The organism is Hymenobacter terrigena (assembly GCF_054776515.1).
Genome location: NZ_BAAHBU010000005.1, coordinates 92,067 through 118,186 on the forward strand (window position 1 = coordinate 92,067; position 26,120 = coordinate 118,186).

A 26,120-nucleotide genomic window follows, 5' to 3' on the forward strand; every position below is an offset into this window, starting at 1 on the left:
TTGAGGGGTGCGGAGGAGGTAACTGGGTGGCTACCGCAGTGCAATATAACAGCTTGAAATTCACAAAAACTAAAAACCCAGCCAAAAAGTGGCTGGGTTTTGTGCAATGAATCTGAATTTTAGGCAATTCCCTGTTTACTTGAGGATATCCCGCGAAATCACAATTTTCTGAATTTCGGAAGTACCCTCGTAAATCTGGGTAATCTTGGCGTCGCGCATGAATCGCTCGACGTGGTATTCTTTCACAAAGCCGTAGCCACCATGAATCTGCACGGCTTCTACAGCCGAGTCCATAGCGACTTTGGAGGCGAAAAGCTTCGCCATGGCGCCCGACTTGCCGTAGTCGGCCCCGTTGTCTTTGTCGGCGGCGGCTTGCAGGCAGAGCAGGCGGGCGGCGTCCACGTTGGTGGCCATGTCGGCCAGCTTGAACTGGATGGCCTGGTGCTGGGCAATCGGCACGCCGAAGGCCTTGCGCTCTTTGGCGTACTTCAGGCTGAGCTCCAGCGAGCCGGAGGCAATGCCCAGGGCCTGCGAGGCAATGCCGATGCGGCCGCCGGCCAGCACCTGCATAGCGAACTTGAAGCCGAAGCCGTCGTCGCCGATGCGGTTTTCCTTGGGCACCTTCACGTCGGTGAACATCAGCGAGCAGGTATCGGAGCCGCGAATGCCGAGCTTGTTTTCTTTCGGACCCTGGATGAAGCCGGGCATGTCCTTGTCCACGATGAGCACGTTGATGCCGCGCGACTTCAGCTCGGGGTGGGTTTGGGCGATGACGAGGTAAACCGAGGCTGTGGTGCCGTTGGTTATCCAGTTTTTGGTGCCGTTGAGCAGGTAATAGTCGCCCATGTCTTCGGCGGTGGTGCGCTGGCTGGTGGCATCGGAGCCGGCCTCGGGCTCGCTCAGGGCGAAGGCGCCGATGATTTCGCCGGAGCACAAGCGGGGCAGGTACTTCTGCTTCTGTTCTTCGGTACCGTATTTTTCCAAGCCCCAGCACACCAGCGAGTTGTTCACGCTCATGATAACCGAACACGAGGCGTCAACCTTCGAGATTTCCTCCATCGCCAGCACATAGCTCACGGTGTCGAGGCCGGAGCCGCCGTACTCGGGGCTTACCATCATGCCCATGAAACCGAGTTCAGCCATTTTCTTGATTTGCTCGGCGGGAAATTTCTGGTGCTCATCGCGCTCAATTACGCCGGCCCATAGTTCGCTCTGGGCGAAGTCACGGGCAGCGTCTCGTACGGCCAGCTGCTCTTCGCTGAGCTGGTAAATATTGGAGGATGTGGCGGTTTGCATGGGCGGGGTGGGAATAATTGATTTAATGGCACAAAAGTACGGCCCTGGGGCACGACGGGCAAGGTGACAGCATGCACCCAGCCTTCCTAACAGCCGTTAGCCAACAAAAGATTCTGGCCTTTTGCCCCAGACAACCGCCCTGAGTAGCCCGGGGTTTTTGTCCGACTTTTACCCGGATATGATTCTTCGCCTCTTCAGCCGCTACGCGCTGGCCTTGCTGTTTGTGCTGGCCGGCATCTGGCATTTTGTGCATCCCGCCACTTACCTGGCCATTATGCCACCCGTACTATCGGCCCCGCTGACGCTGGTGTACGCGAGTGGCATTTTCGAAATACTGGGCGGCCTGGGGCTGCTGCCGGCTCGCACGCGGCGGTGGGCCGGCGGGGGCCTGCTGGCGCTGCTGGTGGCCGTGTTTCCGGCCAATGTGCACATGGCCCTCATTCATGAGCAGCTCCACATCCCCGGCTGGGTAGCTTGGGGGTGGCTGCCGCTGCAATTGCCGCTGCTGTGGTGGGTGTGGCGCGTGATGCAGTAAATAGTAATACTTTGTACTACTCCCAGCGCACGTCCAGCAGCCGCAACTGCACGCTGCGCTGGCCCCGGTACTCGTTCAGCTCCACCGTGTAGCAGGCGCTGAAGGGTCGGCCCTGCTCAATTTCGGGTAGGTAATCGGCTAAGCCGAAACCAATGGCGTCCACGGCCGGCCCTTGGGCATCGGCCGAGGCCAGGCGCAGCTTGAGGTGGCCCTGCCCCACCACGCGGGCGCTGTGCGGCACGGCAATCAGCCGCTGCGAAGCGAATACCGGATTAGGGTTGCCGGGGCCGAACGGCTCCATGCGGCGCAGCTCGCCGAAAAACTCTTCGGTGATGCGGCTCAAGGGGAGCACGGCGGCTATTTCCACGGGCCGCACCAGGTGCTCGGTGGTGAGCGTATCGGCCACCACTTCTTCGAAGCGCCGCTGGAAGGCGGGCACGTTCTCCACCTTCAGGGTGAGGCCGGCGGCGGCGCGGTGCCCGCCAAACTGGTCGAGCAGCGACGAGCAGGCCTCCAGCGCCTCGTGCACGTCAAACCCAGCCACGGAACGGGCCGAGCCGGTGGCCTTGCCGTCGCGCTGCGTGAGGATGACGGTGGGGCGGTAGTATTGGTCGAGGCAGCGCGAGGCCACAATGCCGAGCACGCCCTGGTGCCAATCGGCCTTGTAAAGCACGGTGGCGTGGGCGTTTTGCAGGGTGGGGTCGCCGGCAATCATGTCCAGCGCCTCCTGGGTGGTGTGCTGGTCCGAGCCGCGCCGCTGCTGGTTCATCTGGTCCACCACTTCGGCGGTGTAGCGGGCTTCCTGCTGGTCAGGGGCCAGCAGCATGGCCACGGCGCGGCGGGCATCGCCCATGCGCCCGGCCGCGTTGATGCGCGGTGCGAAACCAAATATCAGGCTGCTGATGCCCAGCGGGCCTTCGCGCAGGGTGGCCAATTCGCGCAATGCGGCCAGGCCAGGGCGCAGCAAGTGAGCGTCCTCGTTGAAGCGCCGCAGGCCATAGGAGGCCAGAATGCGGTTTTCGCCGGTGATGGGCACAATGTCGGCGGCGATGCTCACCGTCACCAAATCCAGTAAGTCGTGCAGCGGCTCCGCGGGCAGGCCCAGGTGCTCGCCCAGCGCCTGCATCAGCTTGAAACCCACGCCGCAGCCCGACAGCTCCTTGTACGGGTATTTGCAATCGGCCCGCTTGGGGTCGAGCACGGCCACGGCGGCTGGCAGCTCTTCGCCGGGCAGGTGGTGGTCGCAAATGATAAAATCAACGCCCCGACTGCTGGCGTAGGCCACCTGCTCCACGGCTTTGATGCCGCAGTCGAGCGCGATGATGAGGGTAAAACCCTGGTCGGCAGCCGTATCAATGGCTTTTTGGGAGATGCCGTAGCCCTCGGTGTAGCGGTCGGGAATGTAGTCGCGCAGGCGCTCGGCCCCGAAGAGCGGCGTGAGGTAGCTTATCACCGTGGCCACCGAGGTGATGCCGTCCACGTCGTAATCGCCCAGCACCAGCACTTTTTCGCCGGCTTGCAGGGCGTGGGCCAGGCGGGCCACGGCGCGGTCCATGTCGCGCATCAGCAGCGGATTAGGGAGCTGGCGCAGGTCGGGGTGGAAGAAGGCGGCGGCGGCTTCGGGCGTGGCAATGCCGCGCTGCACTAGCAGGGCGGCTATCTCGGGGGCAATGAAGAGGGCCTGGGTGAGGCTATGGACCTGGGCAGGGTCGGGTTCGGGGATATAATTCCAGCGCTTACCAGCGGATATGGGCATCGGATACTTCGTCAAAATGGGTCCAAAAGTACGACCAAACCCCTCCCCCACGCCGACGGCCCTACCTTTGCCCCACGTTTTGCCAGCCCCGCGCGCCATGAAAAAGCTCCGAGATTTTTACCGCCAGTACCGCCAGTACATCGGGACCGATGTGCTGATGTACGGCGTGTTTCTTCTGGTGCTGGCGCTGATGTTCGTGTTTTTAGGGTAAGAGGGTAAACGGGTGTAAGGGCATGAGTTAGAGTGTTTCTTTCCTACCTCTTACTCACACACCTTCTTACCCTAAAACCTATTGCACGCCATCGCCTCGCAGCTTGCGAAAGCGCTTGCGGGCTTCGGCCACGTAGATGCTGCCGGGGAACTTGGTAATCACCTGGTTGTAGAGTTCCTGGGCCTTGCCTCTGTCCTTCACGTCTTCCTCCTGAATGCGGGCCAGCAGAAACAGCGCGTCGTCGCTCAGCACGTCGGTTTTGGGGTTGGTAGTGATGCGCTCCAGCGTGGCAATAGCCCCTGGAAAGTCGCCGGTTCGGCGCTGAAGCTGGGCTTTCAGGTAGTAGGTATCATCGGCCAATGAATGTCCGGGGAAGCGCTCCAGCAACGCATCCAGGCCCTTGATGGCCTCCGGAATCTTGTTCTGAAACACCAGCTGCTCCACGGCGGCGTAGGCCTTCAGCCCCAGGCCCAGCGTGTCCTCCACGGTGTTGTCCTGAATCAGCAGCGAAAGCTGCATGGCGTCGTTGGCGATTTCGCGCGTGGTGGCCTCTTTCAGGATGTCGAGGTGGCTCTGGGCCAGCTTGAAATCGCCGGCGTAGTAGCTCAGGCGGGCATTGCGCAGCTTGGCTTCGTAGCCCAGCGGCGAGTCTTTGTGCGATTTCTCCACCTGCGAATACAGCAGCGTGGCCTCCCAAGGCTCCCCTTTCAGGAGGTATAGGTCGCCTTGGGTAACCTTGGCCTCGTCCACCACCTCATCGCTGGCCCGGGGCATATCGATGACTTCCTGAAGCAGCGTCATGGCCTTGGCGCGGTCATTCAGCTGGAAGGCGTAGAGGTTGGCCAGGTTGCGGATAACGGGCGCGGTATCGGGCGTACGGCCCATCTCGGCCAGCAGTTGGTCGTAGTCCGTCACCAGGGCCCGCACCTTCGTCACATCCACCGGGTAGGTTTCGCGCACCTGGGCTTCGCGGGCTTGCAGCAGGCGCTGGCGAGCCCCATTGTAGTATGGGCCGTTGCGGTACTCCTTGGCCACGTAGGAGAAACCTTCGATGGCCGTTTCGTAGTCCTTGTTCTGCTGCGCGATGGCCGCAAGCTCCATCACCCGCACGCCTTCGCTGCGGCTGCGGCGGTCCAGGGCGCGGGCCTGCACCAGCGCGCCGCCGAAATCACGCCGCTGAACCTGCAGCCACAGCAATAATTCGCTGTACGCCGACTGGTCGGGGTGCTCCTGAATGGCGGTAATCAGCTGTTTTTCCAGCGCATCGAAGTCCTTTTCCTCGTGCAGGGCATTTTGCAGCATGTTGCGCACGTAGGGCAGCTGCCTGTCGTCTTGGGCTATCAGGCGCAGGGTTTCGGCCAGCACCTGCGGCTGGTTGCCCATCTGCGTGTATAGCTGGATAAGCTGTGGGGCATATTCGGTGTCATTTTTGGCCAGAGCGCGACCGCGCAGGTAGGTACGTTCGGTCCATTCGGGCAGCTCGCGACGGCTGAATTCGGCCGCCACTGGCTGCACCTGTGCGGGCGTGAGCTGGGCCAGCACCTTCTGCCACTGCTTTTCAGCCGCCGACTTATCCCCGGCGGCCTGGTACACGCTGCCCAGCGTTACGCCCAGCGTGGCATCTTCAGGGCGCAGCTTGATGGCCTTTTTGGTCAGTTTTTCGGCATCCTTGTGGCGTTTCAGCGCCTGCAACGAAGCAATGTAGACCGGGAAAGTGGCCAAGCTGGTCTGCTCCTGCACGGGCAGCTTTTCAAACAGAAACACCACTTTCTCGTGCTCGCCCCGACTAGCATAGTCCTGAGCCAGCGCATTATTGCTCACGGGAGCCCAGCCTTTGGAAGGCTGGGCGTGCGCGGGCAGGCCAAGAAGCAGAGCAGCAGCGACAAGGAAAGAAGACGAACGCATAGTTTCAAAAGTCGATTCAGGAAACGCCAGCCGGCCGCAAAGCGTCACCGACCACTGGTCTCAAAACGCCGGACCGCAGGCGCTTCGTTCAACGCTGACGCGTCGGCCCGGCCGCACAAACCCCAACACCAAAAAACGAAAAAGGGCCGCCCCCGAAGGTACGGCCCTTTTTAAACTCACGGATTGACGTCCTAGAAAAACTTCGTGCGGTTGTCTTTCACGTTGGCGTGGGCCTTCACGGCCTCGTAAATCTTGCCGTCCTGCTGCTGGGCGCGCTGCTGGGCCAGTTGCTGCTGCACGGCTTTCAGGTTGGTGTTGGCAACCTGAGGCTCGGCAATGGTCACCGGCTCAATCACCAGCACCCCCTGCTCGCCCTGAATCGGGGCCGATTTCTGGCCGGGCTTCAGCGCGTAGGCTTTGCCCACGGCCAGCGGCTCGAAACCGATGTTGGCAATGCTGCCCTGGCCCAGAATCACGTTCTCGGCGGTACCTACTTGGGCAGTGGGGCCGTATTTGGAGGCCATTTCCTCCAGGCTGCCGGTTTTGGGCAGCTTGGCGATGATTTGCTTGGCTTTCTCTTCGTTGCGCACCATGGCCGACAGCTCGGGCTTCAGATTGGCCACGGTCGCGGTGCCTTTGGCGCGCTCGTCGGTGAGGGCGGCAATGACGTACTGGTCACCCATTTCATACACTTCCGAGACGTCGCCCACCTTGGTTTCCGTCCCGTTCGGGTTGAAGCCGAAAGCCCAGCGTACCAGCTCGCGGGCATTCTGCAGGTTGTTCACGCTGCGGGCGCCACGGTCGAGGTTTTTGGCTTCCTGTTTCTGCAGGGTCTTGTCTTTGGTGGTCAGGGCGCGGAAGCTGGCGAGGTCCGTAGCCTGGCCTTTCAGCTCCTGGGCCTTGGCGTAAGCAGCCTCACGGGTGGCATCGCTCGGAGCGATGGTCTTCTTCACCTCGGCCACTTGGTAGGTCTGCTTGGTGGGCGCAGCGGTGATTTTGATGATGTGGTAGCCGAACGGCGTTTCCACCACGTTGGGCAGCAGGCCGGGGGCCGTAGCGCCGAAAATGGCTTTCTCGAACTCCGGCACCATCCGGCCTTTGCCGAACCAGCCGAGGTCGCCGCCCTGCTCTTTAGTGCCGTCGGTGCCGAACTGGCGAGCCATGGCCGCAAAATCGGCGCCGCCTTTGATTTTGTTCAGGATGTCCTGGGCCTTGGCTTTCGCGGCGGCTTTGGCTTCGGGCGTGGTGCCGTCGGCCTTGATGAGGATGTGGCTGGCGCGCGCGGCGGGCTCTTTGCCCACGCCCGTACCGGTCACCTTGTACAGCGAGTACGTGCCATTCTCGGCGTACGGACCGTAGATTTTACCCTGGGCCAGGGGCAGCTGCTTGCGAAGCTGCTCGGGCAGGTCGGCGGGGCTGCGGAAGGCCTTGTTGTAGGGCTGCTCCGAGTTCTGCATCACAAACAGTGAGTCGACCGGGGCCGAGGCAAACTGCGTGGCCAGTTCGGCCATCGAGTTTTTCACGGCGGCGCTGTCCTCTTTCGAAGCCACTACCGGCACGGTGATGTACTCCACCGAGCGGCCGTCTTCCACCTTGTACTTGCCTTTGTTTTTGTCGAGGTAAGCCTGCAGCTGCTCGTCGGTCACTTTCACGGCCGAGTCGGAGATGCTGCCGTAGGGCACGAACAGGTACTTAACCGTTTCCTTGGTGTTCTGGCTGGCGTCGAAGCGCTTGGCTTCGGCCGTGGTCACGTACACCGAATTTTTCAGCAGGGCGTTGTACTTGTTGGCGAGGCGCTCGGCGGGCAGGTTGGCTTCGAAGTTGTGCCAGGCGGCCTGGTTTTCGGGGGGCAGCTTGTCGAGGTTTTTCAGGTACTCAATCAGGCGTGCTTTGTCGAACTGACCCGTTTTCTGGTCGGTAAAGGCCTGCTTGATGCCGGGGCTGATGTTGTCGCCCTGCACCATGTCCACCAGTTCGTCGTCGCTCACGGTCAGGCCCAGCTTGTCCCACTCTGGCTTGAACGCCATGCGGTAAATGGTCTGGTTCCAGGCCTGGTCGCGCAGGTAGCCGAGCGCTTGCTCGTCGGGCTGGCGCTGCTGCTGGGCCACAAATGCCTGCTTGGCCTGCTCCAGGGCGTTGTTGTAATCGGCCAGCTCTACTTTCTCGCCCGCCACTTCGCCCACGGTTTGGTCGTTGCGGTTGAAGAGCCGGTTTTTGCCGCCCACCAGGTCGCCGCCCACAATGAAGAGCAGCATCCCGACGGCTACGGTACCCACCGCCCAGCCAGATTTTTCCCGAATCGTGTTAATTAAAGCCATTTACTTGTCAAAAGAATCGAAGTCTGTGTTGGTCAAAAGAGTCGCAAAATAACCAGAATTTGACCGGCAATCAAAGTTTTACCGTTTTTAAAGTCCTCACCCAGCCCGCCCCAACCGATTGCATCGCCCGTATTGCTACAGCGGCATTTCGGCCCAATGCTGGCCTAGCGGCGTTTTTTGGTCGATTTGGCTGGGGTTTTGGCGCGGGCCTGCTGGGCCAGCTTGGCTTTTTGCTCGGCAATTTTTGCGTCCAGCCGCTCCTGCTGCCGCCAGTAGAGCAGCGGCATCCAGCACGCCATGGCCACCATGAAAATCCAGTAGTTGCGCATCAGGTCGTTGAACAACAGCGTCTGGTAAATGCCAATAACCATGGCCACCACGCCCACGGCGAAGAGCACGGTGCGCAGCAAGTCTTTGTCGAATTTCATGGGAGTTGCTGGTTAAAAGCCGTTAGCGGGCCGGCTGAGGCGCCGTTACAGCCTGCGGCGCGGCAAACACGCCGGTGGGCCGGTTAATCTTATACCGCGAGAAGTTCTGGTTGGCCTTCAGGCCGTAGCCGGTCAGGTACTCAGTAGGCGTGGTCACCTTCACGAACATGGCCGTGTCGGTGTAAATCAACTGCTTGGTCTTGTCGAAAAACAGCTCCTCGGTGTCCATGTTCTGCTGCTCGGGCACGTTCATCACGTGCACCTTGCCGCGCATGATATAGAGGTTCTTGCCCTTGTCCGACTTACCATAATCCGCCTTCAAGGTATTGATAACGTTCTTCTTGCCATCGGCCGAGTAGAACGTAACCAGCATGCCCTTGGGGTAAATGATGTCGCCGTTCTCAAACTGCTGCTCCAGCGGCGCGGTCAGCTGAAACTTCAGCTTGGCCGAGTCGCTCACCAACGTCAGCACGTTGGTGGTTTCCATCAGCGGGCCGGTGTAGACCTGCATGGGGCCGGTGGCAGCTTTTTTGTCGCAGCCAGCCAGGGCCAGTGCGGCCAGCATTGCCCCCACTCCTGCCGCGCACCACGATGCTTTCACTTGAATATCGATTGGGTAATCCCGCCTTATTGCAGGCGGCGCTTGATGAACCAGCGGTTGTTGAGCGTGATGCCCAATTGGCCGCGGATGTAGTTTTCCTGCACGTTGCTGCTGCCCGTGGTTGCGTCTACCAACGCGGTATTGCCACGCACCCCGTAGGTGAAGGCCAGGCTGATGGTGGTGGCCTCCAGCGGCGTAGCCGTGGGCAGCGGGAAGCCGAAGCCCCAGCTTACCGACCGGTCATACAGCATCTTGCCACCCGGCTGGTACGGCAGCTGCGCCAGCGAGATGCCGGCCCGGTAGGCCACCCGCTGGAAGTAGTGCTCCACCGAGCCCGGGTCCGGAGTAAGCTCACCGCCGAGGCCGAAACGCAGCGTGTTGCTTAGGGCCGGCCCAGTGGAGTTGAAGCTCCGGAATTTCGACCATTGCTGCTGCGCCACGTCCAGGTTCAGGCTCCAGTTCTTGTCATTATCGAAGCTAAGGCCGGCCTGCGCTAGCGCCGGAACAAACGTGCTGCCGCGGCCGTCGCTTACAACGGTGGACGTGCCCACCAGCGTGCCATTGGTGTCTTCGCGCTCCTGGGTATTGGTCTGCTGCCCCTTGAGGTCATGAGCGAAGCTATACACCCCGCCCAGGTTCATGTTGAGGTTTTTGCCGAGCTTCTGGCGGTAGTGCGCGCCGGCCCGGAAGGCGAAATCCGAATAGCGGGTGTGCTGACGGTCCACGGCTTTTTGCAGGGTGTTCGTGCCGTTGGTTACCACCACGGTGGTGCCCGTGGTTTCGTCCACCACGCCAAACACGTACGAGGCCGTGAAGCCCAATGTGAAGGCCTTAGTGATGCGGACGCCCTGCCCAAAATAGGCCTCCGAAACGCCGCCCGTGCCTTTCAGCTGCGTGAGCGATTGCGCCGGCTGCCCGGTGGGCGTGTTGATTACGTCCTTCACGATGTTCGACTCATAATCAACCGCGCTGAGCGGTTTCAGGCCCACGGCCGCGCCCCACTTCGAGCTCAAGGGCACCGACATGGCAAAGTAGCCAAGCGTGCCGTTGCCGGTGCGGCTGGAAGCACTGGCGTTTTTCACCGTTTTGTATTGGCCGCTGTAGCCGGCCTCAAACGTGGTCCGGCCCGTGTAGTACAGCATGGCCGGATTCAACTCGTTCACGTTGATTGCGTTGGGTGCAGCCAAGCCGACGCCGCCCATGCCCATCTGGCGCACGCCGCCGGTATTGGCGTTGTATTCGCCCAGCCCGATGCGCGAGTACGGCGAGTTGCCGAGGCCCTGCGCTTGCGCACCGCCAGCCGCCACTACCGCCAGGCTTGCCAGCACCAAACGCTTCATCTCTTTATTTGTCAACATGATAAACTAGAATCCGATTAAGACCAAGCAGCACCAGCTCGGGCACTACAAAGATACGAGCCGGGAGCCGGGCCGCCAGAAACGCGGCATCGCCCCCGGTCAGCAACACCCCAATGCCGGGGTACTGCTGCTGATATTGAGCCACTAAGCCGTTGATTTCGGCCACCGTGCCGTTCACTACGCCGCTCAGCAGGCTCCCGGTAGTGGAGTCGCCGACCAGCGGAATCGTTGCATCGGGGCCGGGCAATTCCAGCAGCGGCAGCCGCCCCGTGAAGGTGTGCAGCGCCCGCAGCCGCATGGCCAGCCCCGGCCCGATGCTGCCGCCGTGGTAGGTGCCATCGGCCGTCACGAGGTCACATTTCAGGGCTGTACCCGCGTCGATGATGAGCGTGTTCTGGCCCGGGCGCAGGCCGGCCGCACCCACGGCGGCCGCCAGCCGGTCGGCCCCCAGCGTGTGGGGCGTGGCGTAGGCATTGCGCAACGGCACCGGCGTGGTGCCGGGGCTGAAGCCGAGCACCTGGCCCGGCACCAAATCCTGCAATTCCTCCACGGCCAGCACCGCCGCCTCGGCTACCGAGGCCACGATGACGTGCAAGGGCTGCCAGCGCTGCACCAACTCCCGCACCGAGGCCGGCGTAAGGCCGGCCGCCATTTCGCGCAGCAGCGGGCCATCGAAGCAGCCCGCCTTCACGGCCGTATTGCCAATGTCCAAAACGAGAGTCCGCATTCTTTAAAATGAGGAATGAGGAATGAAGAACGAGGAATGAGGAACCGGCTACAAGACCAATTCCTCATCCCTCAGTCTTCATTCCTCATTTTTTCCTACAGGAAGTATTTCAGACGAATAACCTCCTGTTCGCTCAAAAAGCGCCATTTGCCACGCGGCAGGTCTTTCTTGGTGAGGCCGGCGTATTGCACGCGGTCCAGGGCCACCACTTCGTAGCCGAGGTGCTCAAAAATGCGGCGCACGATGCGGTTGCGGCCGATGTGAATTTCAATGCCCACAAAGTGCGCGTTGCCCGCCACCACGGCCACGTCGTCGACAATGGCTTTGCCATCTTCCAGCTCCAGGCCTTCCGAAATCTTGCGCAGGTCGTCCTCGGCCAGCGGCTGGCTGAGTTCTACCTGGTAGATTTTCTTGTTCTTGTGCGAAGGGTGCGAGAGCTTCTGCGCCACTTCGCCGTCGTTGGTGAAGAGCAGCAGGCCGGTGGTGTTCCGGTCGAGCCGGCCCACGGGGAAGATGCGCTCTTTCGAAGCACTGGCTACCAAATCCATCACGGTGCGACGACCTTCCGGGTCTTCCGTGGTTGTAATGAAGTCCTTGGGCTTGTTCAGCAGCACGTACACCGACTTCTCGCGGTTGAGGTTGGTTTTGCCGTACTGCACGGTGTCCTCGGGCTGCACTTTGTAGCCCATTTCGGTCACCACTTCGCCGTTCACCCGGATTTCGCCGGCCGCAATCAGCGCATCCGCCTCGCGGCGCGAGCAAATGCCTGCGTTGGCGATGTAGCGGTTCAGGCGCGTCTCGTCGGTACCAAAGTCTTCGCTTTCCTCGCGGCGGCGTTTGTTGCCGCGCGTTTTGTCCTGCTCGTAGTGCTTCAGGTTTTTGTAGTCGGGAGCCTCACCCGGGCGCTCGCCGAAGCGGGGCTTATCGGCGCGGTTTTCCTGCACGGCGGGGCGGGCAGCGCGGGGCTTGTCCACGTTGGCGCCGTAGCCCGTACCCGAGCGGCGCACGCTGCGCTCCTGAGCTTTCAGGGCCTCGCGGCGTTCGGCAAAGCTACCGGGAGCCGGCGTCCAGCGCTCGGTGCTGCGCTTCTCATAGCCACCGGGACGCTCGCCGGTGCTACGGCTGCTGCCGGGCGCACCATCGCGGCGGCCAAAGGCGCCGGGCGTGAACTTGCGGCCAAACGCGGCCTGGTCGGCGCGGTAGTCGGCATTGCTGGCATTGTCGCGCTCGATGTTGGCACCGCGGCGCTCGCTACGCTCCTCCCGTGGTTGCGGCGGGTTGGCCTCAAAGGGACGAGCCGAGCGGATGGGCCGGTTCGGGCCGCGCTCGTCGCTGCGGTCGAAACTCTCGGTTTCGCGGGGTGTGCTGCGGCCGAAGCTGCCACCGCTGCGCGGGCTGCTGTCGGCGGCCGGCGCGTAGGGGTTGCTCTTTTGGAATTTGCGGTTGCGTTCGCCGGGCTCGCCCCGCGGCACGGCCTTCTCACCATCGCGGCGGTAGGGCTGGCCCTTCCAGTTCTCCTTGGGCTGATACGGGCGGACGGGCCGGGCCTCGGTGTTGGCGCCGCGGTCGTTGCGGTCACGGTCGCCGCCGAAGCTGTTGCGCTCGGGGCGGGGCTCGGCGGTGCGGCCGTAGCTGGTGCCGGTACGCTGCTCCTTGCCCAGGCGGGGACGCTCGTCGCGGCGCTCAAAGGGACGGTCATTGCCGAAGCTTTTGCCGCCGCCGAAGCTCTTGTTGCCGCTACCGAAGCCGCTGCCGCCTTCGCGCTGGCCACCGCCGTAGCTGCTGCCGTAAGGGCGCTTCTCGCCGCCACCGTCAAGTTTTTTCCCGCCGCCAAAGGCTCCGCCCGACGGACGGCCAAATGCGCTACCAGTAGCAGGGCGACCAAATGCACCATTGGAAGCCGGCCGGCCGTTGCCGCCAAAATTGCTACGGTCACCACCACGGTCGTTTCCGCGCTCACCGCCTCGGCTTGCGCCGGGCCGCTCGCTTCGGCCGGCAGCATTGCCACCAAAGCCGCCGGGACCGCCGGCACTGCGGCCGCCGCGACGGTCCGCCTTATCTTCTGAAAAATGTTTCTTGCCCATGGGGAGAAAAGTTGCGTGCCGTATCGCTACGGTACAGGTTAAAAAAAGGTCGGCATTGAGCAGCCGGTAGTCAGAAAGTGGGCAACAGTGGTAACCCGAATAAAATTCTGACTATCGGCTGCTCAATGCCGACTACCAAAAAAGCGGCGGCTTAGTCGCGCCGGGCCATTTTAGCTTCAATCGAATGCTGGGTGTGTGGCACGGCGCGCAGACGCTCCTTGGGAATGAGCTTGCCCGTGCCGATGCACACGCCGTAGGTGCCGTTTTTGATGCGAACCTGGGCGTTTTCGAGCTGCTGGATGAACTTCATCTGGCGCGAGGCCAGCTGGTTCATGCTCTCCTTCTCGGCCGTTTCGGCACCGTCTTCCAATACCTTGGCCGAAGATGCCGTAGTGTCGGTGCCCGAGTCGTTGCTGCGGTTCAGGGTTTCCTTGATGAAAGACAGTTCCTTGCGGGCCGCTGTCAGTTTTTCCTGGATAATCTGGTCGAACTCATTCAAGTCCTCCCGCGAATAGCGAATGTTGTCGTCGTTCATTGCAATGAGAAAAAAGGCCTGCTAGGGGAAGTTAAGGAATGATGAGTAGATGGTGGTGCCGCAACGTCGGAAACTGCTAAATAGTTTGGCATCCCCATTAGCGGTGCTATTCCCACCATTACAAGCCTTTGCAGGCTTGATTTTGCGGGTGCAAAGTTACGCGTTTCGGCTCGTTTTTCCTCCGAATGCTAAAAGCCTAACATTTGGATGGCTGCTACAGCCGCTTCCACGCCTTTATTGCCGTGCTTTCCGCCGGCGCGGTCCCAGGCTTGTTCCAGCGTGTTGGTCGTCACCAGACCAAAAATAACCGGTTTGTTGAATTTCAATCCCACCTGGGTAATTCCTTGCGCCACTGCGTGGCAGATGTAGTCGTCGTGCTTGGTTTCGCCCTGAATGACCACGCCCAGGCAAATCACCGCATCAATCTCCTCGTGCTGGGCCAGAAACTGCGCCCCAAGGGTCAGTTCGAAGCTGCCGGGCACGGTGTTGCGGTAGATGTTATCGGCCACGGCGCCGTGCTTTATCAGCGTATCGTATGCGCCGGTGCTGAGCACATCGGTTATCTCGCGGTTCCAGTCGGCCACCACCAGCCCGAAGCGCTTGTTGCTGATGTCGATAAAGGTAGAAGCGTCGTATTCGCTGAGATTTTGTAATGAAGTTGCCATATCGCGGTTGGTGTTCGAAAGAGAATTTTGTGCAGAGGCCTTTCGCCGCCGTGTCAGTAAGCCGGAACTGCCGCGATGGTTTGCTTTCCCTTTGATTAAAGTAAAAAAATTGCGCTTCCCCAAATATGAGGAAGCGCAATTAAAGTTGTGATGCCGGCCCGATGGGCTGTTCACTCGGCTTATTTCTCCAGCTTGGCTTTGTACTGGCGGGCTTCCGCTACTTCCTGGGCCGTGGGATAATCGGTGATGATGCGGTCGTAGGCTTTGATGGCACCTTCGTCATCTTTGGCCAGCTCGCGGGCCATGCCTTCTTTTAGCAAATAACCGGGCGAGAAAAACTCGTTAGCGTTGTGCTCGGCGGCTTTGGCGTAAAGGTCGGCGGCTTCCTTGGGCTTGTTCAGCTCCAGCTGCGCATCGCCCATCAGGGAGTAGGCACGGCTTTGCACCAGGTAGTCGTCGGAGCTAAAATCCTCGAGGTAATCGAGGGCCTCCTTGTATTTGCCTTGCTTCAGCGAAGCCACCCCGGCGTAGAAGTTGGCCAGGTTGCCGGCTTTCGTGTTGCCGTACTCATTGGCCACAGTGGTGAGGCCGGGAGCCTTGCCGTCGCCTTTAATGGCTTTGTTGAGCGAATCAGCTTCCCAGTTATTCACGGCACGGAACATGCTGGCCTGCGCCTTCGAGTCCTGCTGGTTGCGCCAGGTGTAGTAGCCGAAGCCGCCTACCACGGCCAGCACCACCACGGCCAGAATACCCAGCAGCAGGCTGCGGTTGTTGCGCACAAAATCCTCGGACTCGGCCAGGCGGGCGGCCAGGGCGTCCGGGTCTTCCAGCAGCGGGTTTTCGGACGGCACAAATTCTTCAGCCGGAGCCAGCGGGTCGGCTGGCACGTTGGTTGGCTGGTTTGCTTGCCCCTGGCGGGCCTGCTGGCTCTTGCCAGTGTAGGGAATCTTCGACATTACAATGGGTATTGCTACGGCGGCCCGCAAGCAGGCCGGGGGCGGGGGCCCGGTTAATTAGTCGTGGATGTAGGGATAATCGGCCTGCACGTACACGTCCTTATACAGTTCATCGGACGTGGGGTAAGGCGAGTTCTCGGCAAAGTCAACCGACTCCTGCACTACGGCCTTGATGCGCTCATCAATGGCTTCGAGGTCGGCTTCGGTGGCGAAGTTATTGGTCAGAATCGTGTGGCGCACACCCTCGATGGCATCGCGGTGGCGGTAGTCTTCCAGCTCCTCTTTGGTGCGGTACTTGGCCGGGTCGCTCATCGAGTGGCCCTTGTAGCGGTAAGTCTTGAACTCGAGCAGCGTGGGGCCTTCGCCGGCGCGGGCGCGCTCGGCGGCGCGGGCCACGGCCTCGTGCACGTCTTCTACCCGCATGCCGTTCACGGGCTCGGAAGGCATGTCGTAGCTTAGGCCAATCTTGTAGAGGTCGGTCACGTTCGAGGTGCGTGCCACCGACGTGCCCATGGCGTAGCCGTTGTTCTCAATCACGAAGATGACCGGCAGCTTCCACAGCATGGCCATGTTGAAGGCCTCGTGAAGGGCACCCTGGCGCACCGCGCCATCACCCATCGAGCAGATGCAAAGCTTGCCCGTCTTGTTATACTTCTCGGCGAAGGCAATGCCCGCGCCCATCGGCACCTGGCCGCCCACGATGCCGTGGCCGCCCATGAAACCAACTTCCTTATCGAACATGTGCATCGAGCCGCCTTTGCCCTTTGAGCAGCCGGTGGCTTTGGCAAACAGCTCGGCCATCACGGCATTGGGCGAAGTGCCCAGCGCCAGCGGATGGGCGTGGTCGCGGTAAGCGGTGATGTATTTGTCGCCTTTTTCCAGCGCCGATACCTGCCCCGCTACGCAAGCCTCCTGGCCGATGTAGAGGTGGCAAAAACCTTTGATTTTTTGCTGACCGTATAGCTGCCCTGCTTTGTCCTCAAACTTGCGCATGAGCTGCATTTGCTCGTACCACTTCAGGTACGTTTCCTTCGGGAACGTAGCCGTAGAGGCGGGCACAGTCGTAGCAGAACCCGACGCAGCCGCCGTGGGCTTATCGGTTCCGGGCATAACGGGGTCGGGCTGGGCCACGGTGGTTACACCGTTGCTCTTTCCTTTGGCAGCTTTGGCGGCTGAACCATTGGTAGCCTTCGAGGCCGTCGGTTTTTTAGAAGCAGCTTTTACTTTCGTATCCGCCATAGCACTGTTAAGGAAAGAAATAATTCGCGTTGGGAGGGCGAAATTACGTAAAACTGCTGGCAAATCCGCACCTTATGACTCTTGACTCCCTCCAGCTTCTTTTTTTTAAAAATTACGACGACGCCGCGCTTCGTTTATCGCCCGGCCTCAATTGCTTCATCGGTGACAACGGAAGCGGCAAAACCAACTTGTTGGACGCCATTCACTACTTATCCCTGACGAAAAGCGCAATTACCGCTTCCGACGCCCTTTGCATTAAGCAAGACGCTGATTTCTTTGTAGTTAAGGGCGTTTTTTCTTCGACTACTACTTCTGATAAAGAAACCATCCAGGTAAGCCTCCGCCAGGGTCAGAAAAAGACCGTTACGCACGACAAGCAGGCCTACGAGCGCATGGCCGACCATATTGGTCGCTACCCCGCGGTCCTCATTTCGCCCTACGATACGGACTTAATCCGCCAAGGCAGCGAGGAGCGTCGCAAGTATTTCGATAGCCTCATGGCGCAGCTCGACCATGAGTTTCTGGAGCAGCTCATTTCTTATAATTCTTTGTTGCGCCAGCGCAATGCCGTGCTTAAGCAAGGCGGGCACAGCAACGCCCACGGTTTCGACCGCGACTACCTGCTAGCCATCGATGAGCAGCTGGCCCCCTTGGGCCAACAGCTCACAGCACTGCGCGCAGCTTTTCTCGTCGACTATCTCCCCATCTTTCAGCGGCACTACGAGCAGCTGGCTGATGGCCGCGAGCAGGTCATGCTCTCTTACAAAAGCCAGCTGGTTGGAGCCGACTTCGCTCAACTGCTGCGCCTGAATGAGCGCAAGGACTTTGTGATGCAGCGCAGCACCGTGGGCTCCCACCGCGACGATTTTGTCTTTCTCATGAATGACATGCCGGTAAAGAGCCACGCCTCCCAGGGCCAGCAGAAGTCATTCGCTATTGCCCTCAAGCTGGCGCAGTTTGAGCTGCTCGCAGCCAAGCAGCACAACAAGCCTCTGCTCCTGCTTGATGACATCTTTGACCGTCTTGATGACAAGCGTATTGCCCGCCTTCTCGAATTGGTAGCCGACGAGACCTTCGGCCAGGTTTTCCTCACCGACACCAACCTCGAACGTACCGACCAGGCCCTGGCGCGGGTGACCGTCCCCATCCTCCGATTTCGGGTGCAGAATGGCACCGTGGCACCCGTTTAGGCATCGCACGGCAGTACCTTTGCGGGCGCCCAATTAGCGCCCTTTTGCTGGTTGAATTTGCCTATCCCTCGTGAAAAAAACTTCTGCTCCTTCTCGCTCCGGCGATATCATTCCGCTCAAGGAAGGCCTCGAAGCGCTGGTTCGCGCTTACCAGCTACAGGGCAAGCTTAATGAGGTAACCGTGGTATCGAGCTGGGAGCGGGTAATGGGCAAAGCCGTTGCGTTGAAAACCCAGGAGGTCTACGTCAATAAGGGCCGGCTTTTTGTGCGTCTCAGTTCTGCCCCTCTCAAACACGAGCTGCTCATGGCAAAGACCCGCGTGGCCGAACTTATCAATGCAGAGGTTGGAGCAACGGTGGTCACGGAAGTCATCTTCCTTTAGGTTGGCTGAAGCAGCCATTGTCTGCGTGGATTAAAGATGGGGTTAAGCATTTGCGGCGTGTTCGTTCGCCAATCATTTTCCATAACCCCTCGCCCCAGCTGCGAGCACTCTCATCGATGCACTGCACCCAATGCTTGATGCTTGTTAGCCGTTGGGCTTCTCCTAATCCCCCCTACCCTTCTTTACTATTTAGACGCTTAGACGCCTCTGAATCGAACACCTCTAAGGGACGGGGCGAGGACAAAAATGTTTCACGTGGAACGTTTTTGTCACTTAGGTCCATACACTTTTAGCAATAGCTCATTATAGGCTTCCAGTAGCGCTATGTACTTCGTTTGAAGGGCTAATAGCTGTTTAGAAAGCTCGGCGTCAGTATTAAGTGTTTGTGTTACACGTGGCGTAACACTATTTGCAACTGTATGTTTTGGAGCACTTGTTACAAACGGTAAAACAGATTGTTGTACGCTTGTAAACTCGTCGGAAAAATCGTGATTGATTATCTCACCGATTCTTTTTACAAACCCGTAATCAATTGTCTCATCCTTGAATTTACGGTAGATGGTTGGACGTGTAATACCTAGCTCCTCGACGATACGAGTGATAGAAATACCACTGTTTTTGATGGCTTCTTGAAGGATTTCGCCTTGATGTGGCATAGAAAGAGTGTTGCGTAACGCTGATGCAAATATGTATAACGTAACCCAGTTAAACAAATAACCTTGGACAATAATTACACTTGTAACAATGTTAAAAGACTCGATTAACAGTGTTACAATAACACAATAAAGATACACTATTGAACAGAATTACAGTTTGCAATGCATTTCTGTAACACAGATTTAAACTCAAATTGATACACTGAGTAATTGACTTCCAGGCACTACAAAATCAATTTTAGCACAAACCGCAGCTACCAAATGCCCCCAACTGCCGCCACTACTCGGCAGTAAGAGCTAGAAAACGGTTTGGGTAATCAGTGGTGATGCCGTCTACGCCAAGTGCGATTAAGTTTTTCATATCGGACTTTTGGTTTACGGTCCACGGTACAAGCCGAAGGCTGGGATACTGGTTACGCAACTGCTGCACGGCCGCTACTGTAACAGAGGTAAAATCGGGGCCCAACGTGGTGGGCACGAAGCCGAGCTCGTCGATGCTGGCAATCCAGGGTTGGTCGGCTTCAAGGAGCAGGCAGGTAGCGAGGGAGGGTTGTTGCTGATGGGTGAGCCGAAGAATCCGGGGGTCAAAACATAGCAAGGTGGTACGGGCTGCAACCTGCGCCTTGCTGATTTCGGCTAAGACCAATGACAGGAAATATTCGGGGGCAGGATGGAAGAGATAATCTTCGGACGGGCTGCTTTTTATTTCGATGGCATACCGAATGGGTGGGAGGTCAGTGGGGCGGGCGAAAGCCTCGGCAGCAGCCAGCACTTCGCGTAGCAGCGGCTTGTGAGCGGGCTCGGAAACTTGCTCTGGAAAGGCCGGATGATGCCGCAGGCCGCAATCGCAGCGGCGAATGGTGGCATAGGGCATTTGGTAGAGATTGAAGCGCGGAAAGGGGCTTTTATCGATGATTCCGCCTTCAGGGTCGAGGCAAATGGTCGGATTAAGCCATGGCTCGTGCGAGACGACTACTTGACGGTCGGCAGAAATGACTACGTCCATTTCCAACACGTCGACACCTAGGGCTAGAGCATGGAGAAAAGCGGGCAAAGTGTTTTCGGGACGCAGGCCCCGGCAGCCGCGATGGCCATGGAGTTCCGGAATTCGGGGGTGAGAAGGGACAGGCATGGAATGGGAATAGGTGAAAGGCGGAAAGTGCAGCGGCAACGCGGGTCAACTAATGCGGTGCGGTGTTCGCTACGTGGTTTGGGGTAATTTTGTAGCTCATCCTAACAGCTTACGATTTCATGAAAAAACTACTCCTCCTTGTCGTGTTGCTAGCCCTCGCAGCCGGCGGGTACTATTACTACCGAAGCCTGAAGCAGGGCCCCAGCGGCGCGTTGGTTTCGGCTGCCGCAGCGGTGCAGACGCACGACATGGCGATGTTTGAGAAGTACGTCGATGTGAACAGCGTGACCACCCACCTGGTGGATGACGTGGCCCAGCAGAGTTCGGCGCTGACCTCGCTGCTGCCGGGCGGGAGTTTAGTGATGGGAGGAGCCATGCGGCTGCTGAAGCCAGCCCTGGCCAAAGCCGCGCATCAGGAAATGCAACGCTATGTAGAAACGGGCTCGCTGGAAGCGGCAGCGGCGGCGGCTCCAAAGCGCATGGTCAACATCTCGCTTACGGGACTAGCTAGTAAGATTGTGAGCCCGGAAAGCGAGTTTAAGGGCATCAAGTACACCCGGGAGGAGGGCGACAATGCTTTTGTTGGCTTGGAAGTGACGCAGCCCAAATACGACACCACAATGGTGGTGGAAGTGAAGATGCGCCGCCAGGGCGACCATTGGCAGATGACGCAGATTACGAACAGCGGGGAGCTGATACGCGGCGTGGCACGCCTGGAGAAGAAGCGGCTGCTGAATTAAATTGACTGGCATTTTAAGAATGCTTTAGAAACGAAAATGCCCCGACCAGATGGCCGGGGCATTTTCGTTTCTAAAGCATTCGTGGTGACTACACGATGCCGGTGTTGGACTTACCACGGCCGGCGAAGAGGTAGTAAATGATGAGGCCGCCCAAGGGGAAGATGAAAATAATGACGGCCCACAGTAGCTTCTTGCCAATGGTCCAGGGCTGACGGAATACGTCGAGCAGGGCGATGATGTCGAGGGCAAGCAGAACGTAGCCCCAGGTGGCCAGGCTGCCATCGTTGTTGAAGCGGCTGCACGAGGTGGCCAGCAACATCAGTGGCAGGAGAAGGGCCGCGAGCGGCAGGCGGGAAGTGTAATGACGAAGGGTACGCATGACAGGGAAACAAGGTGAAAGAATGTATTCAAGCTTCCCTTACGCAATGAATTTCAAATAAGATATGAGAACCTGCCTTTATTCATTGTATTAATCTGAATATCATATACTTAATCCAATAAAGCGGCTAATTTGGCGAACAAACTCAATTCCGGCAGCGGGCATAAACAGCAAGGTGAGCACCACGCCGTAAATGGCCCCGTAGAAGTGAGCATCATGGTTGATGTTATCGCCCCGGCGGCGGCCCTGGTAGTAGGAATAGGCCAAGTAGAGGAAACCGAAGATGAAGCCGGGAATGCCTACCGGGATGAACATCATGTAGATTTTGTTCAGCGGCGAGTAGATGACGCCGGCGAATAGCACGGAGGCCACGCCGCCCGAGGCCCCGAGGCTGCCGTAGTCGCGGTCGTCGCGGTGGCGGAAGTAGGTGGGGATGTCGGATATCACGATGCCGCCCAGGTAGAGCAGCAGGAAGCGCCAGATGCCACCCATTGCGCCGAAACCATCGAGGCCGGGTGCGCCGGTGCCGTTGGCCAGCACATCGAGCACGAGTTGGCCAAAGGAATAGAAGGCAATCATGTTGAAGAGCAGATGGCCCCAGTCGGCGTGCAGAAAGCCAGAGGTGAGGAAGCGGTACCACTGGCTGTTGTCGCGGGCCATGCGGTAGGGCCGCAATATCCACGACTCCATAAGGTCATGATTGGACCAGGCGTAGGCGGAAACGAGGACCGTGAGGCCGACGAGAATGAGGATAGGATTGAACACGGGGGATTAATTTTCGCGATCCATGAGCTGGAGCGCGAGGCGGTGAAGGGGTTCTTTGCGGGCTGCGGGGGCCGCCACGCGCTCCAGATGCTGGAGGGCATCCTGGAAGTAAGAGTTGATAAGAGCCTCCGTCTGAGGGCGAATTTCGAGCTCATCGTAGATGGCACGCACAGCCTGTACTTTGGCATCAGCATTGGCTACGGGCTGGCCGATGTGCTGCGCCAGGGTGGCCTGCTGGGCGGGGCCGGCCTGGGCCTGGGCGGAGAGCAGAAGGAAGGTTTTCTTATCGGAGATGATGTCGCCGCCTACACGCTTGCCGAAGGTAGCAGCGTCGCCGTACACGTCGAGCAGGTCGTCGCGCAGCTGGAAGGCCAGGCCGATGTCGGTGCCGAACTGGCGCAGGTGCTCGGCATCTTCTTCCGAAGCGCCGGCCAGGCGGGCGCCCAGCTCCAGGCAGAAGCCGAGGAGAACAGCCGTTTTCAGGCGAATCATGTCCAGGTATTGGGCGATGCTGACCTGGGACTCGGTTTCGAAGTTCATGTCCCACTGCTGGCCTTCGCAGACCTCGGCGGCCGTTTGGCTGAAGCGGGCGAGGACGCGCGGGAGCAGCTCCGGCTTCACTTCCAGGAACAGCTCGTAGGCGCGCACCAGCATCACGTCGCCAGAGAGGATGGCGATGTTGGGGTTCCACTTTTCGTGCACGGTGGCCTGGCCGCGGCGCAGAGGGGCCTGGTCCATCAGGTCGTCGTGGAGGAGGGTGAAGTTGTGGAAGACTTCGGTGGCCAGGGCGGGCTTGAGGACGCCGCTGAGGTCGTCATTGAAGAGGTGAGCGCCGAGCAGCGTGAGCAGCGGCCGGATGCGTTTGCCACCCAGACCCATGATGTAGCGGATGGGGGCGTAAAGGGTTTCTGGGGCCTGCCCGTAATCGAGTTGGGCGAGGGCCGCGGTGATGTTAGCGGGGAAGTCGGCTGGGGTCATAGGTGGTGCAAAGAACGGGGGCGGCTGTCATTGCGAGTGAAGCGCAGCGGAACGCGGCAATCCTTCCTCTCAATGCAACTAACCCTGAGATGCGACAACCCGAACAAACAAGCCCAGGTTATTGCAATAAGCCTTCGTACTTCTCCTCTACATTCGCCAAAGCTTCGCAGTCACAATAGCCGCCATAGTCGCCCAACCATTGCTTGATGGGTTCAAACGCGAGGTTGTGGCTGGCAGCAAATTCCTGTGTGAAGCGTAACGTGTCGTCACAATCGTGTTCTTCCAGTTGCTGGTCGAGATAGTCAAAAAATGCTTGCAGCTTCTCTCTTGGCATCGGCAGCGCCGCGAGTTTCTCAGCGTCGGCTTTTTGCCGCAACTCATTTTGGATAGCCTTGCGGCGTTGCTTTTCTTCTTGAAATGGCATGCTTGAGAGACGAATAGGTTCCGGATAAAACTAGACAAAAAAGCCCCGACTCTGGGTAGAGCCGGGGCTTGTCACATCTCAAGATTGGTCGCATGGGGAGGACGGATTGCGTCGTCGGGCCTCCTCGCAATGACGGGCGACGACTACCGCCGCTTGCCCTTATGGCCACCCTTGCTGTGGCCCTTGCCGCTGCTGTGGTCGCGGTAGCCGCGGGGCTCGCTGCTGCGCTGCTTGCGCTCGTCGGCTTCGCGCTTTTTCACGAAGTCGGGGCGGTCATCGACCAGCTCGAAATCGATGGTGCGGTCGAGCAGGTTGGCGGATTTTACGACCACCATCATCTCGTCGCCGAACTGGATGATGCGCTTGTTGCGGCGGCCCACGATGCGGTAGTTGTCTTTATCGAGCTCGTACTCGTCGCCGGGAATGTCGCTAATGCGGACCATGCCTTCGCACTTGTTCTCCTCGATTTCGATGTACATGCCACGCTCGGTGAGGCCCGATACAACACCTTTGAAAGTGTTGCCGATTTCATCGGCCATGAACTCGACCTGCTTGAATTTGATGCTGGCGCGCTCGGCGTTGGCCGCTAGTTTTTCGCGGGCCGAGGAGTGCTTGCACTCTTCCTCCACGGGCTCGACGGCCACGTTCTTGCCGCCGAGCAGGTAGTGCTCCAGCAGGCGGTGGGCCATCATGTCGGGGTAGCGGCGGATGGGCGAGGTGAAGTGCGAGTAGTGGTCAAACGCTAGGCCGAAGTGGCCGAGCGGCTCGGTGGTGTAGATGGCCTTGCTCATGGTACGAATGGCCAGACCCTGGAGCACGTTTTGCTCGGGCTTGCCCATCACTTCGGAGCTAAGGTTATTGAGCTCGGTGCTGATTTTTTTCGGGTTTTCAAGCTTGAGTTTGTAGCCGAATTTCTGGGCGAAGAGGGCGAAGGTTTGCAGACGTTCGGGCTCGGGCGCGTCGTGGGTACGGTACACCATCGTGAAGCGCGGCTTGGTCTTTTTGAGGTTGAACACGAACTCGGCCACCTTGCGGTTGGCCAGCAGCATGAACTCCTCAATCATCTTGTGGGCGTCCTTGCGCTCCTTCACATACACGCCGAGGGGCTTACCATTTTCGTCCAGCCGGAACTTCACCTCCTGGGTTTCGAAGGTAATGGCCCCCTGTTTGAAGCGCAGCGCACACAGCTTATGCGCCATGTCGTTCATGATATTTATCTCCTCGGCGTAGTCGCCCTCCTTGCTTTCGATGCGCTCCTGCGCCTCCTCGTAGCTGAAGCGGCGGTCGGAGTGGATAATGGTTTTGCCAAACCACGACTCGTAGAGCTTGCCGTTTTCATCGAGCTCGAACACGGCCGAAAAGGTCAGCTTGTCCTCGTGCGGGCGCAGCGAACAGAGGCCGTTGGAGAGGCGCTCGGGCAGCATCGGAATCACGCGGTCGACGAGGTAAACGGAGGTGGCGCGGTGCTTGCCCTCGCGCTCCAGCTCGGTGCCGGGGCGCACATAGTGGGTGACGTCAGCGATGTGCACGCCGATTTCCCAGTGGCCGTTTTCCAGTTTCCGGATGCTCAGGGCATCGTCGAAGTCCTTGGCGTCGGCCGGGTCGATGGTGAAGGTGGTGATGGGGCGGAAGTCACGGCGGCGGGCTATTTCATCCGGCTCGATAACCTCGCTGATGCCCTCCGATTCTTCCTCCACTTCCGAGGGGAATTCGAAGGGCAACCCGAACTCGGCCATGATGGCGTTTATCTCGGCCTCGTTGCCGCCGGCCGCCCCGAAGTTGCGGATGACTTCACCCACCGGCTGGCGGTTCGGGTCCTCCGGAAACTCGTTGATGCGGACCAGCACCTTGTCGCCGTTGCGCGACTCGTGCAGCAAATGCGGCGGCACGAACACGTCGAAATACACCTTGCGGTTGTCCGGTTTCACGAAGCCAAGCGTGCCCTGAACCTGGATGCGGCCCACGATTTCGGGGCGCACCCGTTTGAGGACTTCCACCACGTCGCCCATCGGGCGGCCGTCGCGGGAGCCGCTGCGCAGGCGCACCCGCACCACGTCGCCCTGCAGCGCAAACTTGAGTTGGTCGGTGAACACGCGGATGTCGTCGTGCTCGCCCGTGCCCTCCGGCACCACGAAGGCGAAGTTGGGCGTGGCCAAATCGACGGTGCCGATGACCGTGTTCGACGGGGCGCGCTCGGGGCGGTCGTCGCCGTCCACGTAGTCGAAGCCGGCCGAGCGGCGGCGGTGCACAATGGGGTCCTGGCCGAACTCGGCCTGCACCGAACGGTTGCGGGGCGGGGCGATGGGCGAAGGCTCTTTTTTGCCCGATTTTCGGGCGCTAGACGGCATCAAGGCTGCCGCCACGGCGTCGGTATCAGCGAGGCGGTATTCGTCGTTTTGGAGCAGCGTAATGAGGCCGTTTTTGCGCAGCACCTTGATGTGGGCAAAAATCTCCTCGCGCTGGCCCTTGGTCGTGACGCCGAGGCGGCGCGAGAGCTGACGGTAGGCGAGGACTTTGGTGGGGTTGTCGGCGAAGACGCGCAGGACCTGGTCCTGAGTGATGGCCGCGGGTTCGGGCTTTTCGCGCTTGGCGCGGGGAGCCCGGGGGGTTTCGGGGGTATTCATGTAAAAAAGTGGCCGCCGAAAAGTTGATTGGTCGCAGGCGGCGAGAGCGGAAAATGGGTGGCCGCTTGAGCGGCGCAGTAAGTAAAACGGCCAGTTGGCCGGGAGGTTGTAGCGCGGCCTCTGCGAGTCCACGCCGGGGCGCGCCGGGCGGGGCAACAGCCAGAATCTGGCGCTACGTAAGCATCGTCTGGCGGCGCAAGGTATGGGGCCGGCGCGGAGTAGCGCGTAGGCTGTAG

The 26,120-nt window shown here is 59.6% G+C and carries 24 protein-coding genes; 4 read left to right on the forward strand and 20 right to left on the reverse strand.

Annotated elements, in window-relative coordinates:
• Window positions 1–135 precede the first annotated feature (135 nt).
• Window positions 136–1,296 carry an acyl-CoA dehydrogenase gene (locus ACYU7Q_RS19660; protein WP_460611162.1) on the reverse strand — a complete coding sequence of 387 codons (1,161 nt, stop codon included), beginning with the start codon at window positions 1,294–1,296 and terminating at the stop codon, window positions 136–138.
• A 178-nt stretch (window positions 1,297–1,474) separates the two neighbouring features.
• On the opposite strand from ACYU7Q_RS19660, the gene ACYU7Q_RS19665 reads away from it, so the two are divergent.
• Entirely contained in the window at window positions 1,475–1,831 is a 357-nt protein-coding gene (locus tag ACYU7Q_RS19665) for a DoxX family protein (RefSeq protein ID WP_460611163.1), read from the forward strand.
• A gap of 16 nt (window positions 1,832–1,847) precedes the next feature.
• Here ACYU7Q_RS19665 and recJ read toward each other — a convergent pair whose 3' ends face one another.
• From recJ to pdhA, 12 genes are all read right to left on the reverse strand, one after another.
• Window positions 1,848–3,587, reverse strand: a complete 1,740-nt coding sequence (gene recJ / locus ACYU7Q_RS19670) for a single-stranded-DNA-specific exonuclease RecJ (protein WP_460611164.1) — start codon at window positions 3,585–3,587, stop codon at window positions 1,848–1,850.
• A 289-nt stretch (window positions 3,588–3,876) separates the two neighbouring features.
• Window positions 3,877–5,703, reverse strand: a complete 1,827-nt coding sequence (locus ACYU7Q_RS19675; RefSeq protein WP_460611165.1) for a tetratricopeptide repeat protein — start codon at window positions 5,701–5,703, stop codon at window positions 3,877–3,879.
• A gap of 191 nt (window positions 5,704–5,894) precedes the next feature.
• Window positions 5,895–8,021, reverse strand: coding sequence for a peptidylprolyl isomerase (locus tag ACYU7Q_RS19680; protein ID WP_460611166.1), 2,127 nt, complete (start codon window positions 8,019–8,021; stop codon window positions 5,895–5,897).
• Between the two features lie 164 nt (window positions 8,022–8,185).
• The gene (locus ACYU7Q_RS19685) at window positions 8,186–8,449 is read right to left on the reverse strand and encodes a hypothetical protein (RefSeq protein ID WP_460611167.1); all 264 of its coding nucleotides are present in this window, start codon (window positions 8,447–8,449) and stop codon (window positions 8,186–8,188) included.
• Between the two features lie 22 nt (window positions 8,450–8,471).
• Window positions 8,472–9,050, reverse strand: coding sequence for an LPS export ABC transporter periplasmic protein LptC (gene lptC, locus ACYU7Q_RS19690; protein ID WP_460611168.1), 579 nt, complete (start codon window positions 9,048–9,050; stop codon window positions 8,472–8,474).
• A gap of 26 nt (window positions 9,051–9,076) precedes the next feature.
• The gene (locus ACYU7Q_RS19695; protein ID WP_460611169.1) at window positions 9,077–10,408 is read right to left on the reverse strand and encodes a hypothetical protein; all 1,332 of its coding nucleotides are present in this window, start codon (window positions 10,406–10,408) and stop codon (window positions 9,077–9,079) included.
• Window positions 10,395–11,135 (reverse strand): type III pantothenate kinase, encoded by a 741-nt coding sequence (locus ACYU7Q_RS19700; RefSeq protein ID WP_460611170.1) that lies wholly within the window; start codon window positions 11,133–11,135, stop codon window positions 10,395–10,397. Before ACYU7Q_RS19700 ends, ACYU7Q_RS19695 begins: the two co-directional genes overlap by 14 nt.
• A 95-nt stretch (window positions 11,136–11,230) precedes the next feature.
• A complete protein-coding gene (locus ACYU7Q_RS19705) occupies window positions 11,231–13,219 on the reverse strand; it encodes a pseudouridine synthase (RefSeq protein ID WP_460611171.1) in 1,989 nt (662 codons plus the stop codon).
• Between the two features lie 151 nt (window positions 13,220–13,370).
• Entirely contained in the window at window positions 13,371–13,754 is a 384-nt protein-coding gene (locus ACYU7Q_RS19710; RefSeq protein WP_198069582.1) for a TraR/DksA family transcriptional regulator, read from the reverse strand.
• A 188-nt stretch (window positions 13,755–13,942) separates the two neighbouring features.
• Window positions 13,943–14,419 (reverse strand): 6,7-dimethyl-8-ribityllumazine synthase, encoded by a 477-nt coding sequence (gene ribH, locus ACYU7Q_RS19715; RefSeq protein ID WP_460611172.1) that lies wholly within the window; start codon window positions 14,417–14,419, stop codon window positions 13,943–13,945.
• A 179-nt stretch (window positions 14,420–14,598) separates the two neighbouring features.
• Window positions 14,599–15,375: a tetratricopeptide repeat protein gene (locus tag ACYU7Q_RS19720; protein WP_460611173.1), complete on the reverse strand. Its 777-nt coding sequence runs from the start codon at window positions 15,373–15,375 to the stop codon at window positions 14,599–14,601.
• Window positions 15,376–15,432: 57 nt separating this feature from the next.
• Window positions 15,433–16,485, reverse strand: a complete 1,053-nt coding sequence (gene pdhA / locus ACYU7Q_RS19725; protein ID WP_460611415.1) for a pyruvate dehydrogenase (acetyl-transferring) E1 component subunit alpha — start codon at window positions 16,483–16,485, stop codon at window positions 15,433–15,435.
• 203 nt (window positions 16,486–16,688) lie between these two features.
• Here pdhA and recF point away from each other — a divergent pair, with 203 nt between their 5' ends.
• Window positions 16,689–17,804, forward strand: coding sequence for a DNA replication/repair protein RecF (gene recF, locus ACYU7Q_RS19730; protein WP_460611174.1), 1,116 nt, complete (start codon window positions 16,689–16,691; stop codon window positions 17,802–17,804).
• A gap of 70 nt (window positions 17,805–17,874) precedes the next feature.
• Window positions 17,875–18,186: a DciA family protein gene (locus ACYU7Q_RS19735; RefSeq protein ID WP_460611175.1), complete on the forward strand. Its 312-nt coding sequence runs from the start codon at window positions 17,875–17,877 to the stop codon at window positions 18,184–18,186.
• Window positions 18,187–18,455: 269 nt separating this feature from the next.
• Here the strand turns inward: ACYU7Q_RS19735 and ACYU7Q_RS19740 are convergent, their stop codons facing one another.
• Window positions 18,456–18,842 (reverse strand): helix-turn-helix domain-containing protein, encoded by a 387-nt coding sequence (locus ACYU7Q_RS19740; protein ID WP_460611176.1) that lies wholly within the window; start codon window positions 18,840–18,842, stop codon window positions 18,456–18,458.
• 280 nt (window positions 18,843–19,122) lie between these two features.
• Window positions 19,123–19,974 carry a glycerophosphodiester phosphodiesterase family protein gene (locus tag ACYU7Q_RS19745; RefSeq protein ID WP_460611177.1) on the reverse strand — a complete coding sequence of 284 codons (852 nt, stop codon included), beginning with the start codon at window positions 19,972–19,974 and terminating at the stop codon, window positions 19,123–19,125.
• 119 nt (window positions 19,975–20,093) lie between these two features.
• On the opposite strand from ACYU7Q_RS19745, the gene ACYU7Q_RS19750 reads away from it, so the two are divergent.
• On the forward strand, window positions 20,094–20,714 hold the full coding sequence (locus tag ACYU7Q_RS19750) for a hypothetical protein (RefSeq protein WP_460611178.1): 621 nt from the start codon (window positions 20,094–20,096) through the stop codon (window positions 20,712–20,714).
• Between the two features lie 88 nt (window positions 20,715–20,802).
• Here the strand turns inward: ACYU7Q_RS19750 and ACYU7Q_RS19755 are convergent, their stop codons facing one another.
• From ACYU7Q_RS19755 to rnr, 5 genes are all read right to left on the reverse strand, one after another.
• A complete protein-coding gene (locus ACYU7Q_RS19755; protein WP_198069574.1) occupies window positions 20,803–21,093 on the reverse strand; it encodes a PLDc N-terminal domain-containing protein in 291 nt (96 codons plus the stop codon).
• 102 nt (window positions 21,094–21,195) lie between these two features.
• Complete coding sequence (locus ACYU7Q_RS19760; protein WP_460611179.1) at window positions 21,196–21,858, reverse strand: rhomboid family intramembrane serine protease; 663 nt, start codon at window positions 21,856–21,858, stop codon at window positions 21,196–21,198.
• A 6-nt stretch (window positions 21,859–21,864) separates the two neighbouring features.
• Entirely contained in the window at window positions 21,865–22,836 is a 972-nt protein-coding gene (locus ACYU7Q_RS19765) for a polyprenyl synthetase family protein (RefSeq protein ID WP_460611180.1), read from the reverse strand.
• A gap of 118 nt (window positions 22,837–22,954) precedes the next feature.
• Window positions 22,955–23,260 (reverse strand): DUF2695 domain-containing protein, encoded by a 306-nt coding sequence (locus tag ACYU7Q_RS19770; protein ID WP_460611181.1) that lies wholly within the window; start codon window positions 23,258–23,260, stop codon window positions 22,955–22,957.
• Window positions 23,261–23,403: 143 nt separating this feature from the next.
• Window positions 23,404–25,884 carry a ribonuclease R family protein gene (gene rnr, locus ACYU7Q_RS19775; protein WP_460611182.1) on the reverse strand — a complete coding sequence of 827 codons (2,481 nt, stop codon included), beginning with the start codon at window positions 25,882–25,884 and terminating at the stop codon, window positions 23,404–23,406.
• Between the last annotated feature and the right edge of the window lie 236 nt (window positions 25,885–26,120).

Bases quoted from the DNA above. Each gene is read 5' to 3' on its own strand.
- ACYU7Q_RS19660 (WP_460611162.1), bottom strand. From the start codon at position 1,296: ATGCAAACCGCCACATCCTCCAATATTTACCAGCTCAGCGAAGAGCAG.
- ACYU7Q_RS19665 (WP_460611163.1), top strand. From the start codon at position 1,475: ATGATTCTTCGCCTCTTCAGCCGCTACGCGCTGGCCTTGCTGTTTGTG.
- recJ (WP_460611164.1), bottom strand. From the start codon at position 3,587: ATGCCCATATCCGCTGGTAAGCGCTGGAATTATATCCCCGAACCCGAC.
- ACYU7Q_RS19675 (WP_460611165.1), bottom strand. From the start codon at position 5,703: ATGCGTTCGTCTTCTTTCCTTGTCGCTGCTGCTCTGCTTCTTGGCCTG.
- ACYU7Q_RS19680 (WP_460611166.1), bottom strand. From the start codon at position 8,021: ATGGCTTTAATTAACACGATTCGGGAAAAATCTGGCTGGGCGGTGGGT.
- ACYU7Q_RS19685 (WP_460611167.1), bottom strand. From the start codon at position 8,449: ATGAAATTCGACAAAGACTTGCTGCGCACCGTGCTCTTCGCCGTGGGC.
- ACYU7Q_RS19695 (WP_460611169.1), bottom strand. From the start codon at position 10,408: ATGTTGACAAATAAAGAGATGAAGCGTTTGGTGCTGGCAAGCCTGGCG.
- ACYU7Q_RS19700 (WP_460611170.1), bottom strand. From the start codon at position 11,135: ATGCGGACTCTCGTTTTGGACATTGGCAATACGGCCGTGAAGGCGGGC.
- ACYU7Q_RS19705 (WP_460611171.1), bottom strand. From the start codon at position 13,219: ATGGGCAAGAAACATTTTTCAGAAGATAAGGCGGACCGTCGCGGCGGC.
- ACYU7Q_RS19710 (WP_198069582.1), bottom strand. From the start codon at position 13,754: ATGAACGACGACAACATTCGCTATTCGCGGGAGGACTTGAATGAGTTC.
- ribH (WP_460611172.1), bottom strand. From the start codon at position 14,419: ATGGCAACTTCATTACAAAATCTCAGCGAATACGACGCTTCTACCTTT.
- ACYU7Q_RS19720 (WP_460611173.1), bottom strand. From the start codon at position 15,375: ATGTCGAAGATTCCCTACACTGGCAAGAGCCAGCAGGCCCGCCAGGGG.
- pdhA (WP_460611415.1), bottom strand. From the start codon at position 16,485: ATGCCCGGAACCGATAAGCCCACGGCGGCTGCGTCGGGTTCTGCTACG.
- recF (WP_460611174.1), top strand. From the start codon at position 16,689: ATGACTCTTGACTCCCTCCAGCTTCTTTTTTTTAAAAATTACGACGAC.
- ACYU7Q_RS19740 (WP_460611176.1), bottom strand. From the start codon at position 18,842: ATGCCACATCAAGGCGAAATCCTTCAAGAAGCCATCAAAAACAGTGGT.
- ACYU7Q_RS19745 (WP_460611177.1), bottom strand. From the start codon at position 19,974: ATGCCTGTCCCTTCTCACCCCCGAATTCCGGAACTCCATGGCCATCGC.
- ACYU7Q_RS19750 (WP_460611178.1), top strand. From the start codon at position 20,094: ATGAAAAAACTACTCCTCCTTGTCGTGTTGCTAGCCCTCGCAGCCGGC.
- ACYU7Q_RS19755 (WP_198069574.1), bottom strand. From the start codon at position 21,093: ATGCGTACCCTTCGTCATTACACTTCCCGCCTGCCGCTCGCGGCCCTT.
- ACYU7Q_RS19765 (WP_460611180.1), bottom strand. From the start codon at position 22,836: ATGACCCCAGCCGACTTCCCCGCTAACATCACCGCGGCCCTCGCCCAA.
- ACYU7Q_RS19770 (WP_460611181.1), bottom strand. From the start codon at position 23,260: ATGCCATTTCAAGAAGAAAAGCAACGCCGCAAGGCTATCCAAAATGAG.
- rnr (WP_460611182.1), bottom strand. From the start codon at position 25,884: ATGAATACCCCCGAAACCCCCCGGGCTCCCCGCGCCAAGCGCGAAAAG.